This is a genomic window from Pedobacter sp. (assembly GCF_039594775.1).
Lineage (GTDB): Bacteria > Bacteroidota > Bacteroidia > Sphingobacteriales > Sphingobacteriaceae > Pedobacter.
Genome location: NZ_JBCNMT010000003.1, coordinates 319,883 through 338,914 on the forward strand (window position 1 = coordinate 319,883; position 19,032 = coordinate 338,914).

Sequence of the window (19,032 nt, forward strand, 5' to 3'; positions counted from 1 at the left end):
CCTATTTATCTCTTAATAATGTAATATAACCTGTTACGGCACTTTGATTGCCTTCTCTCGACACTAATTTGAGCACATAATAGTATGTACCTTCACTCAAACCATCGCCATTCCAGTTATTGAGGTATTTAACTGGGCTTCTATATACTTCATTGCCCCATCTATTGAAAATAGATAAGCTACTTTCTTTATAAAGCTCAATACCCGCTATCTTAAATACATCATTTTTACCATCACCATTTGGCGTAATCACATTTGGCACTTTGATGTTGCCAATGATTTTTTTAATATCAGTGGAGGTATTATTCCATTCTGGATCATTCAACGTTGGATCACCACCTACAACAGTGGCGGTATTGACAACGTCACCTGCCATTATTCCTTGTGCTTTGACCAATAATTTTTCAGGCGGTCTACCCGATACTAGTAAAGGAATGGTCCAAATAATCCGCCCATTAACATATTCAGCAGTACCAAGCGTAGGTCTATCCATAGTGATAAACTTCAGATTCGGAGGAAAAATGTCAGTCACCTGAACATTGGGATTATCTGTATTTTCTATATTACGAACCGTAATTGTATAGGTAAAAGGTTCATTAGGGCCAACAAATTTCTCCTCCGACGATTTTTTTATCTCCAAATCTGAAAATTCAACAATTACATCCATTACATCGGACAGATCCGATGAACATCCCTCTTGACTAATAGCCCTTACCTGATATTTGCCCTCGGTAGTGACATTGTACATAGCAGTGTTTGCTCCGGATATAGGTTGCCCATACCTGTACCATTGGTAAGAAAATGTGCCACCTGGATTATCGACTTTTAACGTTGCCGATCCTCCCAGCCTTATTCTTACCGGATTGGTGGTTTGTGCTTTTACAATTTTTATTTGCAAAAGCAATATTACCAAGTATATTAACCTCCGGAGCTTCACGCTTTATTAGTTAGCCAAAGAAATCGTTGGTTTTCCTGGTTTAGGTGTTACCGTAATTGTTTGGGTGGTAGTTGCATTTACTGGACAACCATTCTGCTGCTCTAATACACCAGGGTTGCCTGGTAAAAGTACGTAGTTCACAGTTGCACTAAATACGTACGAACCAGGATTAACGGTAGTTAAGGTAAATACATTTTGATTTGTGGTACTCGCATTATCAGAACCAATGTCGGTAATTGGAGTTACTGCTGTTCCGTTGCGTGTTGCCGACCAAGTATAGCTATAACCAATACCGTCAGGTAGTGGCGAGGCAGGACTCGCTGTAGCAGTAATTTGTGAATTAGCAGCGGAACCACTATTGCCTTCGCAATAAGTTGTATTGGTTGGCGGGCTTAATGCCAGGGTTTTAGTTGGTAGCTTATAGACTGAAAATGGATCAGAAAGGTCTCCCCAACAACCAGCAGCTGATTCGATACGAGAAGTATAATTATGCGGACCTACTGGCAAGTTGGCTGGAACAGCATAGTTAGCTGAACCTGTACCGGAATAAGTAAATACCGCAACTTGATTACCATCTAAATACCAATATACTTTATCTGAATTAGCTAAATTTGGCTCATTTGGCCTTAGATTTACCGTTCCATTATCACATAGATAAACATTGTAATAGGTTTGTGCGTAACTGGAGAAAGTTAGGCCCAAAAGCAAAACTAAGGTAGTTAATACGGTGCGGGTAATTGTTGTTTTCATTGTTTTGGGGTTTGTTTGTAATGTTTTATTAATAATATTGTTAATTGACAAGTTGTATGATTGCTTTTGATGGATATGGCGTAATTACTATTTGAAATGAAAGATTACCACTACTGTCGCCAGCTGCGTTTTTTACACGTAGTATTGCATTGTAAGTTCCAACAGGTGCTGTATTTGGCACTGCTACATTAATATTTGCACTTGTAGCCGGCGCAACAATTGGGGGCAATGCAGCATCGGTTACGTTTATAAAACCCTCGCTCTGAGCTACACCATCCCATACAATACTGTAGGTCGTTGGATTTACTTTTGGATCAGTGTAAGGCAAAATAATGTTGGTCCCGCCTAAACAGATACTATGTACGGGTAAAAGTGTCACCAATGGTGGTTCACGGACAATGTATGTTTCTGAGTACTTACAATTATTTGCATCTGTTACGGTTAAGGTGTATTGTCCAGGGGATAGATTGCTAATGTCTCGAGTGGTTACTATGCTACCATCTGGGTATACCCAACGATAGGTATGGGCCCCTACGCCTCCAGAAGAAACAATAGAAATTGCGCCATTATTAGCACCATAGGTACTGATATGAGTAATCGTTTCTGTTAAATCTAATAGTGGCTTGGGTTGATTAATGGTTAATGTACCAATGTCATAAGCACCTAGTGGATCAGTTACCCTAAATTGTATGGTAATGGTTCCAAAAAATCTAACTAGCGGCAAGAAAACAAAGGTTCCATCAGTGTTTAAAGTAAGTGTCCCTTTTGAAGTATCATAAGTACCTTCTAGAGTATAAACCAAAGTAGAAGGTGTATGTGCCGCATCAGGATCGGTAGCCGTAAGCTGTCCTGCGGCTTTTATGTCACATTCAATTACATCAACTTCAAAATTGTTAGGACGAGGTTTTGCATTAATATGCACATCTTCACCAGTTGATGCCGCTTGATTACCGTTATAGTTAGTGCCATTAACATTACCAGCACCACCCGTTTCATAGGATGTATTGCTTCCGGCAAAAGCATTTGTAGCGGCTGTTACTCGTCTATTTGGGTTTGCCGAAGTACGCGTAGGATCTAAATAAGTAGCTTGTGCACTGGCATGGTGCATTCCTTCGGCTACATTGTTGGCAATACTTACATTAACGGTAAATATTACCTGAGCACCTGGAGGGATATTGTATGCATCGGCAAGATTGGTAGAACCTATATAATAAACACCACCAACTAGAGTTACCGGGGGAGCAGTAGCACCTGCGGCTCCTCCTACCAGACTGGCGCTGATTGAAGTTAGGGTAAACCCTGTTGGCAATTTTAACTCAGCTTGCACACCACCGGCATTTCCGCCAGAGGTACCGTTAGTAATTGTTAATGTATAAGTAGCAGTAGTTCCTGGGTTCCTGCTTCCCGGAATGCCTGGATTGGCTTCTGTTAATACCGTTGTAAGTGTTGGATAACAAATTTGACCACCACCTTGTAAGTGTGGAGGTAAGCTGGCACTTGTAAATGAAAGCACTTGACCAGCTGTACCACCTTCTGCCTGATGGGTAATACCGGCTCCGTTATTTGTTCGACCTGATGCTCCTGCAGTAATCGAGGTTGAAATTGTAGCACCTGGAACATTGTGATAGATAATCCCACCACCACCACCGCCACCGGGACCATGTTCATCTCCACCATCATTTAAAGTATTACCACCACGTCCACCATTAGCCTGCAGCGTTAAATTTGCTCCGGCACTATTGGTTAAAGACCTAACAAAAATGGTACCTCCAGCACCACCACCACCAGCTCCGTCCGGAGAGTTAGCAAAAACACCCGGTTGGCCTTCGCCCCCGTTGGCCATGATCAAGCCCGCACCGGTAATTTTTTCTACATTGACAAGTACAATTCCCCCACCAACACCACCTTTTACTCCTGTAGTGGCATTATTGGCATCACCGCCACCACCCCCTCCACCCATGATCAGGCGTGTTACATCTACTGGAACAGTACTTCCTGGTCTTCCTCCATTGGGATAAGTATTGTTACTTGAATTATAAGATTCCCAGCCGCGACCACCTACACCACCAAAACCACCATTTCCTCCTCCGCCACCACCGGAGTTATGATCATTACCGCCACCTCCGCCATTTGCTGGTGCACCGCGACCATAAGAGCCACCGGGTAATCCTTCATCTATATTGTCGAAATCTTTATAACCGTCAAACATGTAACGTGGTGTACCGGCAATCCCTTCACCTTTACCTACTGAGGTGGTAATTGATGAATTGCCTACATAAACGTCATTTCTGTTTCGATTAGAAGTAGCTACTGGACCGAACCCTCCTCTAAATCCCTTTTGAGAAGCGTCAATTTTGAAACCTCCAAAATTCATGTTGCCAGCCACATCAAAAGCGATAACACCGCCTGCTTTACCGTTATAAGGTACAGTAGTAATGTCTGCAGTAAGCGTTAAATTAGAATACTGTGGTACTCTAACAATCTGAAATCTTCTTTGTCCACGAGTAGCCGTTGGCGCCGCATTCACATAGGTATTTACCACACCATTTCCTATACCTGCTCCGCGAAAATTTAATGTACCACCGGTAATGGGCACAATGTTCAACGCAATAACATATTCGAATTTTCCCGAAAAGCCGATATCAGTATATCCAGTCCCACCTAAGGCATCGGCTCCGCTATTGTTAGTCCCACTACCATATAAATTACTGTTATTGAAGTTGATCAATGCATCCTGCATTTGAATGATCAAAATCAGGTCACCCGGACGAATGGCGATGTTGCCGTAATTGTTGCCATAGGCATCTGTAGCTGGAACAGCTTCCAGTAAAATAGAGGTTTGTCCAGCGTTTAACGTTTTATCGCCAGATATCGGATAATAGGTATTAATGGGATTAGTGTTTGTGCTTGGACCATCAATGCCAGAAGTACCACACACTTGTGCATTAGCCCGAAAAAAGAACAATAACAAGCATAAGGTTGCACCAAACCCTTTACTTAGTGTAAGGCATCGCTTAAATATGTCAAATTTCAGTACATTATTTTCAAGCATAGCTAATTAAAAATATCTGCACTCATTTGTACAACGACTTTATTCCGAGAGGTATAAAATTTCAACAAAATGCGTGTAAACTAATTATTGTGTTTGGCCCAAATCATCCAAAAAAACTAACATTTTAAGGAATTATCGTTTCGAAAATAAATGTTATTTTACACATAGTGAAATTATTTCCACAGTTATTTTAAAATACCGTATAAACGCTATATTTATGAGTATTATTTTCCCCATTTACACCGCTTAATATTCTCTTAACATACCATAAAAACGGTAGCTAGATTCCCCATTTTTACGCAATAAAAAAGTCGTTGCATTTTATTTGCAACGACTTAAATTTTAACTGATTAAGAACTTTAGTTTAGAAGAGTAAGACTTCGGTTATTTGCTTTTATAATTATATCCATACCATTTGTTCAAGTAAGCTACAATTGCTCTATTGAATCTTTCTGCCGCTATCTCTCTTATATTGCCATTATTTCTAACCGTTATTCCTGGTGTTTCAGCTTGTATAGAAGATATTTTGTCTTGGAAACCTTTAGTTGGGCCTAAAATCACGGTGCCATATTTGCGCGTACAATATCCTCCGTTAAAATACGGTCTTCTTTTGGGATTCCCATCGGTATCTGCTCCAAACAAAGTAGCATTTGCCTCAAGTGTTTTTAAATTAGGTCCAGGTACTGCTATTACTTTCTCCTTTTCTAATAAACCTCCAAAACTATAGGGACCTCTAATCAATTCAGAAAAACGTACTTGGGGGTTAGCTTTGGCAATAGCTGCGATAGATGATGAATCAGCCAATTTATCCAAATATTCATCGCTTTGTGAAATGGCATAATTACTTAAACCATAACCCAATTCTGTTTGGTCAATAAATTTACTTTCAAGGGATTTACCACTCACTGAAACATAGGTTTGAGGACTTTGGTAGGTATGCGCCTGTCCGTGTAAATCAAGAAACAAGGCCCCTTTATCTTTCTTTTGATATTCGGCCATATAGCTAATGGCTGCTTTTAACAAGCCATGATAGCTTAAATAGCTGTTTTTTGCATCTTCATTGGTATATCTTTTATCTACGTCATTTGGAAATGTATTGGGATCCATGCGCTTTCTGGCTATTGTGTTAATGACAATCCATGCTCGTTTTTTAGTAGAAGATTTAAAATTTGAAGCAATTTCGAAAGCCAGCGGTAAGGTATTAATGTCTCTACCGGTAGTACCTGTTTCCGGAATTTCGGGACTGCCAATGTTTGTCCCATCATGTGGAACGCCTAATATCAAGGGTGCATCCTCATCGCCAACTACCAGTTTTACATACCCCTTAAAGCCATAAACCGTATCTCCGGGTTTATAGTTTTTCCCTTCGTAAGTAAAGGTATTTTCGAGCTTTCTGTTACTGTTTTTAAAAGACAAAACAATTAGCAGGAATAGCGGCAAGGCTATTCCTGCATATCTAATTTTAAGTTGTGTATATCTCATGAGTCTATTTGTTTTAAGATAGACTGCAGTTTTAGGAAAATGGCTCGATAAAAGTTAAATTATTTATGGAAAGAGATTTCCGCAGACTTTATCCAAGAAGCCATATCGGGAATATCATAATACTCAAGTATATTATTGACCACTAAACCATATCGGTCCTTGATCAGAGGTTGTTTAAGAACTTGCTGATAGCTTTCTAGACATTGGTACAAATGTAGTTGGCTAATTTCCGGTCTGAAAAATGAAGCATGCAATGCTGCTAAGCCAACATTTCCCTTTGTATTGATTTCTATTTCAGCTCCTGACAACTTTTCATTGTTAGAAATAAAATCTAAAAGTGTAGCCACATCTTCTACCCGTTGTCCAATTAGCGGCCTGCCAACATGCAAAGCCAACATCGCATTACGGTAATCCTTGCTGAAATATTTTGGATCGTTCATCTCAGCTTTATCTGTAGTTTCTCCCGTACCTCGTAAATCGGCAAAAATAAAGGCCGTATTTTCATCAGATAGCTTGACACTATCAATCAGCTTATTCTTACCTTCATCGCTTAACCATATCACTACTTTTTTAACCTTGTTTTTGGGATAAGCTAATAAAGTGGGCAAAGGAATTTCATCATTTTTTCGAATAATCAGCTTTTCAAAAAACAATGCTTTTACTTGGGCTTCACCTACTTTTTCGACATTGAGTTTTTGAGGCTTCAAATTGAGATTTAATAGACTTTGAATCTCCTTTTTACGTTGTGCAATATCCAATTTCGCAAATGCTTTACGAGATTCAGCGTATTGTTCAAAAAGCAACTCATTCTTCTTTTGAACAGTTATCTCTTCAGGAAAACTTAAGTTTATTCTCTGCTTTAAACTGGCAAACAATTCGCTATCTGTTAAAGTTGCCAAATCAGGTTCTACAATTAATCGATCATCATGATAAAACCATTTGCGAAGCCATTGTACCGCTTTTTCTCTTTTAGGTTTTGAAATGCCATGACCATCATCAAAGGTGAACAGTGATAATTTTTCTGGATGACCTAAATTTGTGTAGACTTTTCTTAAGTCATTGAATGATTGTAACGTACCATTGTAATCGATAAAGTCGTAACGACCTGCAAGAATTAATGTGGGTTTTGGTGCGGCGGCAATTAAATAATCGCTCATTTCCATATGAAAAGTTCCCTCGTTCGGAATTTGTGCGCATCCATCGGCAGCTCCTGTGGTGGCCAAAGTGTTTTCGCGATTCGCTAAGTAACTGCACGGCACTACTGCTTTCACTCTATTGTCAATAGCTGCAAAGTAAATGGTTTGCATACCACCACCGCTATTGCCAACGCAAGCAATTTTCGAAGTGTCAACTTCTTTTCTAGTCGACAAATAATCTAAACCACACTGGTTGTCAAACAATTCATAGGCAGCAACTGAAGTGCCTAATAAGTTAGAAGATAGATTGAGCAAAGTGTGTTCTGTGGTAGCGCCTCTGGTCAATGCTTTTCCATTTGTCTGTGTTAACTGAACTCGCTCACTTTGTGAGATTGGATCGATTACAAAAACCACAAAGCCATTTTTTGCTAGCAGAATGGCTGTCTTTTGGTAACTCTCCGTTGCTTTGGAAAGATCTTCATGGCCACAAAACAATAATACAGCAGGTAGTTTTCCTGTTGTTTTTGGAAGATACAAATTAGCCGTTACATGGTGATTTTGAAAGCTTTGGTAAATGATTTTCTCGATTTTATAATCGTGTTGTTCGACGATGCCGGTTATTTGGACATTCAACGGAGCCTTTTGAGGCATTTTGTTAAACAACATCTTTGCTTTTTGCTTTACGGTTTCGATGTAAGCAAGTGTTTGATTTTTAGTTTTTAATGCTTCGGAAAAAGCTGTGTAACGTTGTTCATATTGTTTCCTCATGTGTTGCACCAAATAGGTATTTAGGGAAACATCGCCTTTCCAATCGAGAACATTGTATTGTTTTTGAGCAAAGATGCTTAAGCTTGAAAGGATTAATAGGAAAATTGGAATTCGTTTAGCCATAGTTTGAGATTCCTCCTATCTTCGGAATGATATATAAACACTCAAATGCTTATTATCCCCCGTTAGATTTTAACCATTTAGGATATTCTTTAGCTAGTAAATTCTGCGCAAATGTACCGTACCAAGCATAGCCTACTCTTCGTTCCTTACTAATTTCTTCCACACTAGATTTAATAGAATTGTCCCTATCACCAAAGATAGGCTTGTTGGTACTTAAATCATAAAAGCGAGCCCAACTGATTGCCTCTGCATCCGCTATCAAGCCTTTATCATTATTGGCTATATTTCCATATTTATAGCCTACAATTTTGGTGTTATCGAACCAATCTACTGCATTTTTAATAGCTGTCTTAATTTCTGTTGAAGGACTTTTCAGCTTCATGAGAAACCTTACGATTCCCACTGACTCTCCCGTGCTTAATGATGCTGGTTCGAAAGCTCTAGCTTTAGCTGGCTTTAAGGTATTTTCATCGTATTGGGCTGCCCATATTACGGGTTTCCCATTTTGGAATACCTGTGTTTTCAAGATACATTCGATGCCTTTTTTCAGTGCTTTTTCTGCTTTAGGCAAATAACTAGTATTAATTACTTCGAAGCCATTGATTTGATAAACGATGTTCAACATCACTGTTAGTGCATTGATCATCGCGTTATCATTGTAAGTAATTTCAGCCCTATAACTACTTTTGTCGGGATAATATTGTGGCCATCCGCCATTAGCATATTGCGCTTTTAGAAGGTAATCGACTCCTTTTTCAGCAGCTTGTAGATAAGCTTTGTTAGCCGTTTGTTTATAAGCTAAAACTAGAGCATTGATTTCCCTGCTGGTGGCATTATTGTCGATGGTAGCGTGAAGAGCTGATGTGGCCTTGATCTTCTGCAACAATGATTCTGTTAATGGATATTCGTATTTCACCACACTTTTGTCTTCCAATTGTTTAGGCCACCCCCCATTGCTCAATTGATAAACTAGCATTTTTTCAGCAATGCTGTCAGTTTTAACGCTTGTACTAGTTGTATTTTGTGCTGCTGCACAACCGCTTAGACCAACACAAGCAATTAGAATAATGAATATATTTTTCATTTTGTTTTTTATTTCTTCACGTCAATTTGCTTCGCCAGCCAATTGATAAGCTCCTGCCCTGCCTCGAAGTTTTTATAATTAGCCGGTAGTTTTCTACCATCTACATACTCGTTATATAACCACGGATCACCAATTACAAAGACAGTGCCTTTCCCAAACTTGGTAACGGACATTACGTTGTCGCCGTCTTTATCCTTTAGGATAGATTTGGCATTTCCCGATAGTTTTAAACTACTATATTCTTTGATGAACAAATCTTTTGTTTTGAAAATTTCATTTCCAGCAGGAACAACAACTTTTGCGGTTTCAAAATTAGCAGGTACAGGTACTGTTCCTTTACTATCGCCATTAAAGTGCACCCCAAAAACGTTGGCAAGTTTATTGAAATTGGTTAATTCCACGTTAGGTGCATCATTCCCCATCAATACCAACACCCCACCAGTTTTTACCCATTCACTAATTTGTTTGATATCAGTTGCTGAAATGAAATTTGGCTTCGGATTTTCTTTTTCGAAATCAGGGTCTACAATGATATAAACAGCGGCATTTTTTAAATTAGCTTGTGTTGGCGCTTGGTACAATGTGCTCAATTTAAAGCCCGAATTTTCGAACTGTTCGCCCCAAAAAGAAAAACCACCATTAGGGCGTTCGTCCCATTTGTAATGCCACGACTGATCGTTGCCACTTTGATCTTTCTTTGTTTCGTTATTGAAATAAGAATCCAATATCACCGTTTTGTTCTTCCCCACTTTTGGTGTAGCTGCTATTTCCATTTCATTAGCGGCTAACAAAAAAGCTCCAACCCCTTTTGGATCGTTGGTGATCACTTTTTCGCTTACGTAATATTCATAACTACCATCGCGGTAAGGTTTGCCACCCAACCCCGATACTTCGACCGTTCCTTTCAGATTAACCATCCCTACAGCTCGCTGTTCTATAAATTCTTTTTGAATGCCTTTATAACCTTTGTCAGCCACTGCAAAATATGACGCAGGCAACCAACCATTTCTAACTGCTTTGGCAAAGGTGTACACAAACATGCTCGACGCAGATGCCTCTAAATAGTTGCCTTTTCCTGTAGGTTTATCTAAAACATCGAACCATAAGCCGCTTTTAGGGTCTTGTACTTTTTGAACGGCTTGCGCAAAACGATTTAGAATAGCTATGATTTCCTTTTTACGAGGGTGATTTTCAGGAAAGTTTTCCAACACATCTACCATGGCCATCCCATACCAGCCCATAGCTCTTCCCCAAAAATTAGGTGATCTACCTGTGGTTTTATCTGCCCAAGCTTCGGCTTTTGATTCATCCCATCCATGATAAAGCAGACCTGTTTTCGTATCTCTGGCATTTTTCTCCATCCATACAAATTGATTGGCAATATCATCAAAAGCTTTTTCGTCTTTTACTAAAGCGGCATATTCTGCATAAAAAGGTTGGCCCATATACAAACCATCCAACCACATTTGGTAAGGATAGATTTTTTTATGCCAAAAACCACCTTCTTTGGTTCTTGGATGCTGTTTTAATTGCTCCCATAACGTAGTTGCTGCCGTAAAGTATTTTTTATTTCCGGTAACCTTGTACAAGGTGAGCAGAATACGACCATTTTTAACGTTATCGATATTATAATCACTCTGCTTGTAACGTTCAATTACTCCTTCCTTCGTTACAAAGAAATCCATGCTTTTTTGCATGTACTTGAAATACTCACCATTGCCTGTTCTTCGCCAAACGGCGTCAATTCCTTCTAATACCACCCCTTGGTCATAGGCCCATTTTACCTTCTTGGGCACTTCGGGGTTAAGATTTAAAGAATCCTTCCATATCTTCATTACCGTAGCGGCCATTTGCTGCGAAAGCGGCTGTGTTTGCGCTGTTGCGTTAAATGATAAGATTGATGATGCGACTGCTACAATACTATAATTAAAAACCTTGTTCATGTACTTATTTATTGATTTGCAATGATTTTTCTTGAGCTCCGGCTAAAAACTCAACTTTCTGTTGAGCTTTAGAAACATCTAGTCCTGAAGTTTTAATGTTGTTATTTCTATCACCGCTGATTCTGAAAAGTAAATCGGCACTGTTATAACGGATATTTTTCAAGGTAACATCATTGCCATTTTGGATATTAATCAGTGGGTTACCATGCTCGATGGTCAACTTTACATCACTTAAATTAATCTTTTTGCCTTCCTGTATATCAATTCCTTTTTTAGATTTAATGTTAATATTGCTAAGGTTAATATTCGTAATACTCATTTCGGGTAAGCCACGTACAAAAATGGCTTTTTCAGCACCGTCACAAACCACGTTGTCAATATAAAAATCTTTAAAAACAGGTGTTTCTTCCGTCACTGGCAAGGCTTCTACCTTTGGAGCTTCACGCTTATCGCCAACTAGCACAATTGGATCTACAGCGGCATAATACATATCAAACAAAATGGCTTCACCAGGAATATCCATCATACTGATATTTTTAATATGGATGTTTTCTACTACGCCGCCTCTACCTCTTGTGGTTTTGAAACGCAAGCCTATATCGGTACCAATAAAAGTACAGTCGTAAACAAAAATGTTTTTGGCACCACCACTCATTTCACTTCCAATCACAAAACCACCGTGGGCATGATAAACTGTACTATTTCTCACAATCACATTTTCTGTCGGCATGGCACGTTTTCTGCCCCAAGCATCACGGCCAGATTTGATACAGATTCCATCATCGCCCACATCAAAAGTGCTATTCTCAATCAATACATTTTTGCACGACTCAATATCAATCCCATCACCGTTTTGTGCATACCATGGATTTTTGGCATAAATATTTCTCACTGTTACATCTTCGCACATTAATGGATGAATATTCCAAGCGGCTGAATTTTGAAAGGTCACGCCTTCCAACAACACTTTCTTACATGATGTAAATACCAATAAGTTTGGGCGAAAGAAATCTTTAATAGCGTCATAGTATTCGGCATTTTTATCGCTTCTAATTTCTCCGGGATTACCTTTTATATTTGATCCATCTAAGCTTTTTTGCGACGGATACCAAGTCTTTTTATCCTCCGATAATACACCACCGGAAGCCACTAAATTTTTCCATTGGCTTTCTGTCAACTTGCTTTTCTTTACCATTCGCCAAGCATCACCACCACCATCAACAATTCCATAACCAGTTACAGCAATATTGGTCTGGTTGGTAGCCCATAATGGCGATTGGTTGCGCATTTGTGGTAACCCTTCCCAATTACTTTGCACTAAGGTGTATTGGCTAAAATCTCTGGTGAATTGCAAAATGGCATTTTTTTGAAGGTGCAGATTGACATTGCTTTTCAGCTCAATTGGTCCGGTGATCCACAAGCCTTTAGGTACTAATACTACTCCGCCACCTTTTTTATTACAAGCAATAATGGCATCGTTAATATTTTTAGTTACTAAAGTCACCCCATCGCTTTTGGCTCCATAGTTAACTATATTGAAAGTATCTTTTTTGAAAGAAGTTTGAGCTACAACAGGTAAATTACTAAAAGAATAGGCCTTTTTTGTATTCGTTTGCGCTTGCGAAAACGTTGGAGCAGCAATTATAACAGCAAATATTGAAGCAACAATTTTCTTCATGTTCATATGTGTATTTATAAGTGGTTCTTAAAGTTATGAGGCGCTTGCTTTGTGTTACGCGTACTTTTATCCCTGAAACGTACGGCTAACAACCCGCAATCCGCAACAATATTCTATAACAAGTCTACGCAGTTTGGGCCAGTAAACGAACTAAAACCCCGAAAATAACTATGCAAACGTTCCCAAATGACAAGTTGGAAATAATAAATTAGCCACTTTGCCATCTATTATTTGGTTACCCTGAACCAATCAAAATCAGCATAGCCACTATCATTAGTTTGTTGTTCGCGAGTGGCAAACAACCCTATTTTTGCTCCAATCCATTTACCGGGAGCCGCCTCAAAAACATCATCGATAGTAGTGAATGTATTGCCATTTGTGCTGTAACTGAATTGGCACTTGGCTCCTTTAGCAACCTTAACACTCAGGTAAATATGCTTGTTATCTAACTTCATTAGTGTTTTTTCAACTTCGGCCTTGCCTTTATCTGCGTTTTTACAAACCGAGTAAACTAGGTATAAGCCGTCCTTTTTAGACTTTAGGGCTAAATAGGCGTAGCTTAAACCATAAACCGTTAATCCTACTTTTTCATTTTCTAATTTGGGATTTACAGTAAAACTTAACTTAGTGGTGGCGGTAAACTCTTCTGTCGGAAATTTTTGCATTAATATGTTGGGTATGTCCCAAAGATTTTTTGCACTATCAGGAGTTTTAACGGTATATAATCTTAAACTACCTTTATCGGAATTTAAAAATGACCAAGTGGCCGTTGGATTTGCCTGCCATTGCCATTGTAAACCAAGTTCTGTTCCATTGAACTCGTCGCTTTCTGCAGGTGTAAAAACAGCACTTGTTTTAGCTACAATAGGTTTTTTATGGGTTAATACTGGTTCACCGATTCCATCGCCATCCGGGTCTATCCCAATTATTGGCCAATCCTTGATCCATTTCATGGGTTGTAAATGTACCACTCTTCCATAAGCATCCTTATCCTGAAAATGCAGGAACCAATCATCGCCATTGGGTGTATCTACCCAAGCTCCTTGATGCGGCCCATTGATGAGTGATTTTCCTTGGTCCATCACAACTTTACGTTCGTAAGGTCCATATACGTTTTTTGAACGCAGTACTAGTTGCCAGCCGGTGGAAACTCCCCCAGCGGGAGCAAAAATATAGTAATAGCCGTTACGTTTGTAAAACTTTGGTCCCTCTAACGTTGGATCTTGCTCATGTCCATCAAACACTATTTTTCCTTCTGTAATGGTTTTATCGCCAGCTGCGTTCATTTCCTTAACTACAATAAGACTTTTAATTCCAGCCCTACTGCCTGCATAGGCATGTACCAAATACACCTTACCGTTATTGTCCCACAGTGGACAGGGATCTATCAAACCTTTTCCAGCTTCCACCAGTTTAGGATCTGTCCATGGTCCATTAATATTTTTTGCTTTAGTTAAATAAATACCGAAATCAGGATCTGGGTAGTAAATGTAAAACTCATTGTTGTGGTAGCGTATGGCGGGCGCCCAAACCCCATTTCCATGTTGTGTTTTAGAAAAAAATTCAAACGGCGGCTGTCTTTTAAGGGCATGTCCAATCAACTTCCAATTCACCAAGTCCGTCGATTCTAAAATAGGTAAGCCGGGTACCGCATCAAAACTCGAAGCGATCATATAAAACTTATCACCTACTCTTATTGCATCAGGATCAGAATAATCTGCATCAATCACAGGATTCTTATAGGTTCCATTTCCCAAATCAGGCACCCAAACTTTTGAGATTTCCTTTTGGGCAAACGTATTTAAAGAGAGGGCGGTCAGTAGGATGATAAGTGTTTGTTTCATTTTATACCTCAAAGTCTATTTGTATTGCGCCTCAGTAATGGCCTTGATTAAACTATTGATATAAACTTCAATGTTATCGTAAGCCGAACTCAGATCTCGGCCATTTGCATTAGCCTTATTAGGATCCAACTTATTGGCAATTTCCCATTCATCTGGCATTCCGTCTCCGTCAGTATCTTTTAAAACTGCAGTTTGATTTAATGTCGGCCATCCGCCTACATCAGTTTGAGAATCAATAATTCCTTTGAAACCAGTTTTAGAACCATTATAGGTTACGGTTCCATTTTTCACTTCATTGGTTACCCTAGTGTCCACAGCATCACGCTTGTAACTCGCTCCTGCATAAAGCAATACCATATTGTAAGCTTGCTCAGCGGAGTGTATGGTAATTGGCTCAGAAGTAAATGGATTTGTTTGTTTGGTTAATGCAAAATTAGCAGTGCTTAAACCAGAATTCCGATCAACTCCACCGTTCCAATTATCTGCTGTTACCGCAGTGCTATTAGTTACCACGTTCCCCGCCACATAAAACTTTCCATATCCAGGCCCATAGGTAGCTACATCTGCTTCCATATAAAGTTCCAAAATGCGATTTCTTTTACTCGACGAAGTACCTGGTCCAGCTTTATAATAGTTATTCACAATATTATATTCGCCATTTTCGCCACCATAACTACTATTTGCACCCCAATTATAAATGACATTGTTGCGATAGTCTACTTTATCTATTCCATAAGGGCTTTTACCTGTGCCTGCTCTGCTTCCACCATCAAATCTTGGGTTGCGACTGTTATGGTGCGCCAATAAATTATGGTGAAAAGTAGCACTAGAACCTCCCCAAATGGCTCCATAGCCATGGTCATCTTTTTCATGGAAAGACTTGTTAAGGCTTTCTGACAAAATACACCATTGCATGGTAAAGTTTTTATTGGCATAAAATGACGAACACTCATCGATAGACCAACTCATTGAACAATGGTCAATCACAATATTTTCCTTATAACGTCCCCAAAGTGCATCTTGCTCATTCTTTGTCAAATCGCCCATGCGGAAACGCACATATCTAATGATGACGTTGTTGGCGTTTACGTTCATTTCATAGTTTTGAATACAAATACCATCACCAGGCGCTGTTTGTCCCGCAATGGTTACATCGCCATTTGAAATTTGTAATCGGCTGTTGAGCACAATGTTTCCCGATACCTCAAAGACAATAATCCGAGGACCGGAGGCTGCAATAGCTTCTCTTAAACTTCCTGCGCCAGCATCATTCAAATTAGTCACTTTAATCACCCTTCCTCCTCTGCCTCCAGTGGCATTTTTGCCATAACCTTCAGCACCAGGAAAAGCGTAGGCTGTTTCTTGCACCTGTGTGGGCTTATCATTGCCAGTTACAGGATCAGTTTTAACGGTAGGATTATCTTTCTTTTTGGAGCAACCTAAAAAGACGAATGCGCCTAGCAATAGGTATAGTTGATTTCTTCTCATTTTTGTGTCTATTTAGTCTTTGGCAGCCATTGGTTGCTACCTGAGAAAATGTTTTTAAGGGTGTATTTTTTGAGTTCGTTTTTATCGAGTTGATGCGACCACTCAATCCGCTGGCCAGCAACATAACCGGGGCCAAAGGAACCATACTCTGCATAATAACTCTGTTTATGGTTATCGTTCTTATTCCAAGGACTCCAACCCTGCGGTAAAATGTGGTCGCCCATTTCAGTGTCAATAAACACGGTTTTGGCAAATGGTCGCCATGGTCTACCAAGGTAAACCTTTTTAAACGCAGGTTCTGCGGTTAGCTTGCAGTTGAAAAACACAAAGCCAAAAGCTTGATGCTCCGTAGTAGATGCAGCGGTGATGTATGAGTTCTTTTTACTATGGATATGACAGCGTTCGAAAACGACGGTAGCCGCACCAAATATAAAATCGGTAGTGCCTTCAATATAGCAGTCTACATAATATTGTCTACTGGTATCTGCTGACGGAAATAGTGTATCTTGGTTTCCAATGATCTTACAATTTTTAATGATTACCCGATCTGCTTCTACATGTAAAGCCACCGCTTGCCCTACTGGCCCCGCACTATTTTCGAAAGTTAGGTTTTCTGCCATAAATTCGTTCCCCTGAATTAAAACAGTGTGTGAAGTATAGGTATTGATGTTTCCCTTTCCCGAATAATCATCATAAATAATGATGGTATTATCCTTGTTGTCACCTACCAACCTGATTTTGGTCTTTTGGGCTGGAACAACTAACTTTTCTTTGTAAACTCCAGCTTTGATATAAATATTAACTGGAACATCGCTGTAATCGCGAACTGCCATTACGGCTTCCTGAATAGTAGTATAATTTCCACTACCATCCTTGGCTACTTTTAATTCCTTGGGATAATCTTGTGCTTTTGAAGCCAAAAATCCGACAAAACAGCAGCAGAAGAATATGAGTTTTTTCATGTTCCGAATAGATTTTATGATGTTGGAAATTAAGGCTACTCCAGCGGTTTCCAACCCTTAAAAATTTTCTCGAGCGTATAATTTTCGCTTACTTCTTTTGTGGTAAGCTGATGAGACCATTTTACACGTGCAGCATTATTAGCCCCTGCCCCTTTACTTTGATATTCGGCGTAAAAAGATGTTTTTTCGGCATCTGGTTTATTCCAATTGTGCCAACCTTCTGACTTGATTTGCTTTCCTAGATCACAATTGATGAATACCGTTTTGGCATAAGTTCGCCATGGTCTGCCTAAATAAAATGAGGCCTCAGATCCGTCGCCATGAATACGGGTATTGAAAAACACGTAGCCATATTTAGTACTATCGGGTGTAGATGCGGCAGTAACATAACCCGCATTTTTGCAAAAGATTTCACAATCTTCAAAGACCGCTGTAGAGGAACCAAAAATAAAGTCTACCGTTCCTTCGATATAGCATTTGTAATAGTACTGTCTGCTGGCATAACCATACGTGTAAAGCGTATCTTGAAAACCCAACATCCTGCAATTAATGAATCGAGCCCTATCACCAGCTACAAATAAAGCCACCGCCTGACCTACCGGACCAGCTGTATTTTGAAAAGTAATATTTTGTGCAGTGAACTGCGGACCATAAACATAAAAGCTTGAAGAACCTGAGGTACCTTTTTCTTCTCCAAATATATTCTTCTTTTGGGCCCAGTCGTCGTAAGTTAAAATGGTTTTGGTAACACTTTCTCCAATTAAAGTGACTAGGTGTTTGGATGGCGAAAGATTAAGTTTTTCCTTATAAATACCATTTTTGATAAAGATGGTTGTGGTTACTTTCCTAAAATCTGGCACAGCATTTAAGGCTTCTTGTACCGTGGTAAAATTACCCGAGCCATCTTGAGCCACTACAAAGTCATATGCAGTTTTAGTTTGGGCTATAGCTAAGAAGCTACACCAACATAAGAGCACCAAACTACATAATCCTTTTGTATTCATTACTTTTTAACGATTGGTTTAACTATCTGATTAGCTAAAGGCAAATTTAAATTCTTGATTTCCTGAAGTACAATTTGGGCTATTTTTCGAGCGCCCAATTCGCTGAAATGTGTATTATCTACTTTGCCTTCAGGATAATTTGGATGCTCATTGGGTTGTAATTGAAGAAAAAGTAATTTAGAATGTTCTTCGCCCATCTGTTGGTAAAGCACTCTGCTCTTCTCATCCAAATCAATTAAAGGCACATTCAGCTTAGCCGCAATTTCTTTTACCAAGGGAGTGTACTCCTGATGGGTTTCAAGCGCTTTACCTTCTTTATCAAATTTTCTTCTGGATACAGGGGTAATTAAAATTGGAGTAGCCTGTTTCGCTCTAGCTTCATTGACAAACTTGGTCAAATTTTCCTTGTATTGTTCTGGAGTAGTATAACGATCTACCTTTTCTTTGCTTTCGTCATTATGTCCAAACTGAATGAACACATAATCTCCTTTTTTCATGGTCGACAAAGCTGTTGCCCATAAACCTTCGCTTAGAAAAGTACGGGTGCTACGTCCATTTTTTGCCAAGTTATTTACCTCTACACTTTGATTAAAAAAATAGGTAAATGGCATTCCCCAGCCCGTCTCGGGAAAGGCTGTTGTTAACTTATTTGCCGCTGTAGAATCTCCAATGATGAAGACAGTTGTTTTGTCTTGTTTCATGGGAATTAAAAATGCGAATAAGAAATAAGAAGCTAAAAAAAATTGACGAAACATAACTTAAAAAGGATTAAAAAAAAGAT

Annotated in this window: 13 protein-coding genes; all 13 read right to left on the reverse strand. The window is 39.3% G+C overall.

What is annotated here, in order from left to right; genetic code table 11:
• Position 1: 1 nt before the first annotated feature.
• Positions 2-904 (reverse strand): gliding motility-associated C-terminal domain-containing protein, encoded by a 903-nt coding sequence (locus ABDV71_RS10945; RefSeq protein WP_343532488.1) that lies wholly within the window; start codon positions 902-904, stop codon positions 2-4.
• A 39-nt stretch (positions 905-943) separates the two neighbouring features.
• Positions 944-1,687 (reverse strand): hypothetical protein, encoded by a 744-nt coding sequence (locus ABDV71_RS10950; protein ID WP_343532489.1) that lies wholly within the window; start codon positions 1,685-1,687, stop codon positions 944-946.
• Between the two features lie 40 nt (positions 1,688-1,727).
• A complete protein-coding gene (locus ABDV71_RS10955; RefSeq protein WP_343532490.1) occupies positions 1,728-4,739 on the reverse strand; it encodes an Ig-like domain-containing protein in 3,012 nt (1,003 codons plus the stop codon).
• A 384-nt stretch (positions 4,740-5,123) separates the two neighbouring features.
• A complete protein-coding gene (locus ABDV71_RS10960) occupies positions 5,124-6,221 on the reverse strand; it encodes a hypothetical protein (RefSeq protein ID WP_343532491.1) in 1,098 nt (365 codons plus the stop codon).
• Positions 6,222-6,280: 59 nt separating this feature from the next.
• On the reverse strand, positions 6,281-8,248 hold the full coding sequence (locus ABDV71_RS10965) for an acetylxylan esterase (RefSeq protein ID WP_343532492.1): 1,968 nt from the start codon (positions 8,246-8,248) through the stop codon (positions 6,281-6,283).
• Positions 8,249-8,300: 52 nt separating this feature from the next.
• Positions 8,301-9,332 (reverse strand): pectate lyase, encoded by a 1,032-nt coding sequence (gene pelA, locus ABDV71_RS10970; RefSeq protein ID WP_343532493.1) that lies wholly within the window; start codon positions 9,330-9,332, stop codon positions 8,301-8,303.
• A gap of 8 nt (positions 9,333-9,340) precedes the next feature.
• Entirely contained in the window at positions 9,341-11,275 is a 1,935-nt protein-coding gene (locus ABDV71_RS10975; RefSeq protein ID WP_343532494.1) for a glycoside hydrolase family 88 protein, read from the reverse strand.
• Positions 11,276-11,279: 4 nt separating this feature from the next.
• On the reverse strand, positions 11,280-12,953 hold the full coding sequence (locus tag ABDV71_RS10980) for a glycoside hydrolase family 28 protein (protein ID WP_343532495.1): 1,674 nt from the start codon (positions 12,951-12,953) through the stop codon (positions 11,280-11,282).
• A gap of 227 nt (positions 12,954-13,180) precedes the next feature.
• Entirely contained in the window at positions 13,181-14,797 is a 1,617-nt protein-coding gene (locus ABDV71_RS10985) for a glycoside hydrolase 43 family protein (protein ID WP_343532496.1), read from the reverse strand.
• Between the two features lie 15 nt (positions 14,798-14,812).
• A complete protein-coding gene (locus ABDV71_RS10990; RefSeq protein WP_343532497.1) occupies positions 14,813-16,285 on the reverse strand; it encodes a pectate lyase in 1,473 nt (490 codons plus the stop codon).
• A gap of 8 nt (positions 16,286-16,293) precedes the next feature.
• The gene (locus ABDV71_RS10995) at positions 16,294-17,247 is read right to left on the reverse strand and encodes a pectinesterase family protein (protein WP_343532498.1); all 954 of its coding nucleotides are present in this window, start codon (positions 17,245-17,247) and stop codon (positions 16,294-16,296) included.
• Between the two features lie 35 nt (positions 17,248-17,282).
• Positions 17,283-18,251 carry a pectinesterase family protein gene (locus tag ABDV71_RS11000; RefSeq protein ID WP_343532499.1) on the reverse strand — a complete coding sequence of 323 codons (969 nt, stop codon included), beginning with the start codon at positions 18,249-18,251 and terminating at the stop codon, positions 17,283-17,285.
• Positions 18,251-18,952 carry a rhamnogalacturonan acetylesterase gene (locus ABDV71_RS11005; protein WP_343532500.1) on the reverse strand — a complete coding sequence of 234 codons (702 nt, stop codon included), beginning with the start codon at positions 18,950-18,952 and terminating at the stop codon, positions 18,251-18,253. Before ABDV71_RS11005 ends, ABDV71_RS11000 begins: the two co-directional genes overlap by 1 nt.
• Positions 18,953-19,032 lie beyond the last annotated feature (80 nt).

What these genes read in the sequence shown, in the direction of transcription:
- ABDV71_RS10980 (WP_343532495.1), bottom strand. Translation starts at nt 12,953, where the DNA reads ATGAAGAAAATTGTTGCTTCAATATTTGCTGTTATAATTGCTGCTCCA.
- ABDV71_RS10995 (WP_343532498.1), bottom strand. Translation starts at nt 17,247, where the DNA reads ATGAAAAAACTCATATTCTTCTGCTGCTGTTTTGTCGGATTTTTGGCT.
- ABDV71_RS11005 (WP_343532500.1), bottom strand. Translation starts at nt 18,952, where the DNA reads ATGAAACAAGACAAAACAACTGTCTTCATCATTGGAGATTCTACAGCG.
- ABDV71_RS11000 (WP_343532499.1), bottom strand. Translation starts at nt 18,251, where the DNA reads ATGAATACAAAAGGATTATGTAGTTTGGTGCTCTTATGTTGGTGTAGC.
- ABDV71_RS10985 (WP_343532496.1), bottom strand. Translation starts at nt 14,797, where the DNA reads ATGAAACAAACACTTATCATCCTACTGACCGCCCTCTCTTTAAATACG.
- pelA (WP_343532493.1), bottom strand. Translation starts at nt 9,332, where the DNA reads ATGAAAAATATATTCATTATTCTAATTGCTTGTGTTGGTCTAAGCGGT.
- ABDV71_RS10955 (WP_343532490.1), bottom strand. Translation starts at nt 4,739, where the DNA reads ATGCTTGAAAATAATGTACTGAAATTTGACATATTTAAGCGATGCCTT.
- ABDV71_RS10975 (WP_343532494.1), bottom strand. Translation starts at nt 11,275, where the DNA reads ATGAACAAGGTTTTTAATTATAGTATTGTAGCAGTCGCATCATCAATC.
- ABDV71_RS10960 (WP_343532491.1), bottom strand. Translation starts at nt 6,221, where the DNA reads ATGAGATATACACAACTTAAAATTAGATATGCAGGAATAGCCTTGCCG.
- ABDV71_RS10965 (WP_343532492.1), bottom strand. Translation starts at nt 8,248, where the DNA reads ATGGCTAAACGAATTCCAATTTTCCTATTAATCCTTTCAAGCTTAAGC.
- ABDV71_RS10990 (WP_343532497.1), bottom strand. Translation starts at nt 16,285, where the DNA reads ATGAGAAGAAATCAACTATACCTATTGCTAGGCGCATTCGTCTTTTTA.
- ABDV71_RS10950 (WP_343532489.1), bottom strand. Translation starts at nt 1,687, where the DNA reads ATGAAAACAACAATTACCCGCACCGTATTAACTACCTTAGTTTTGCTT.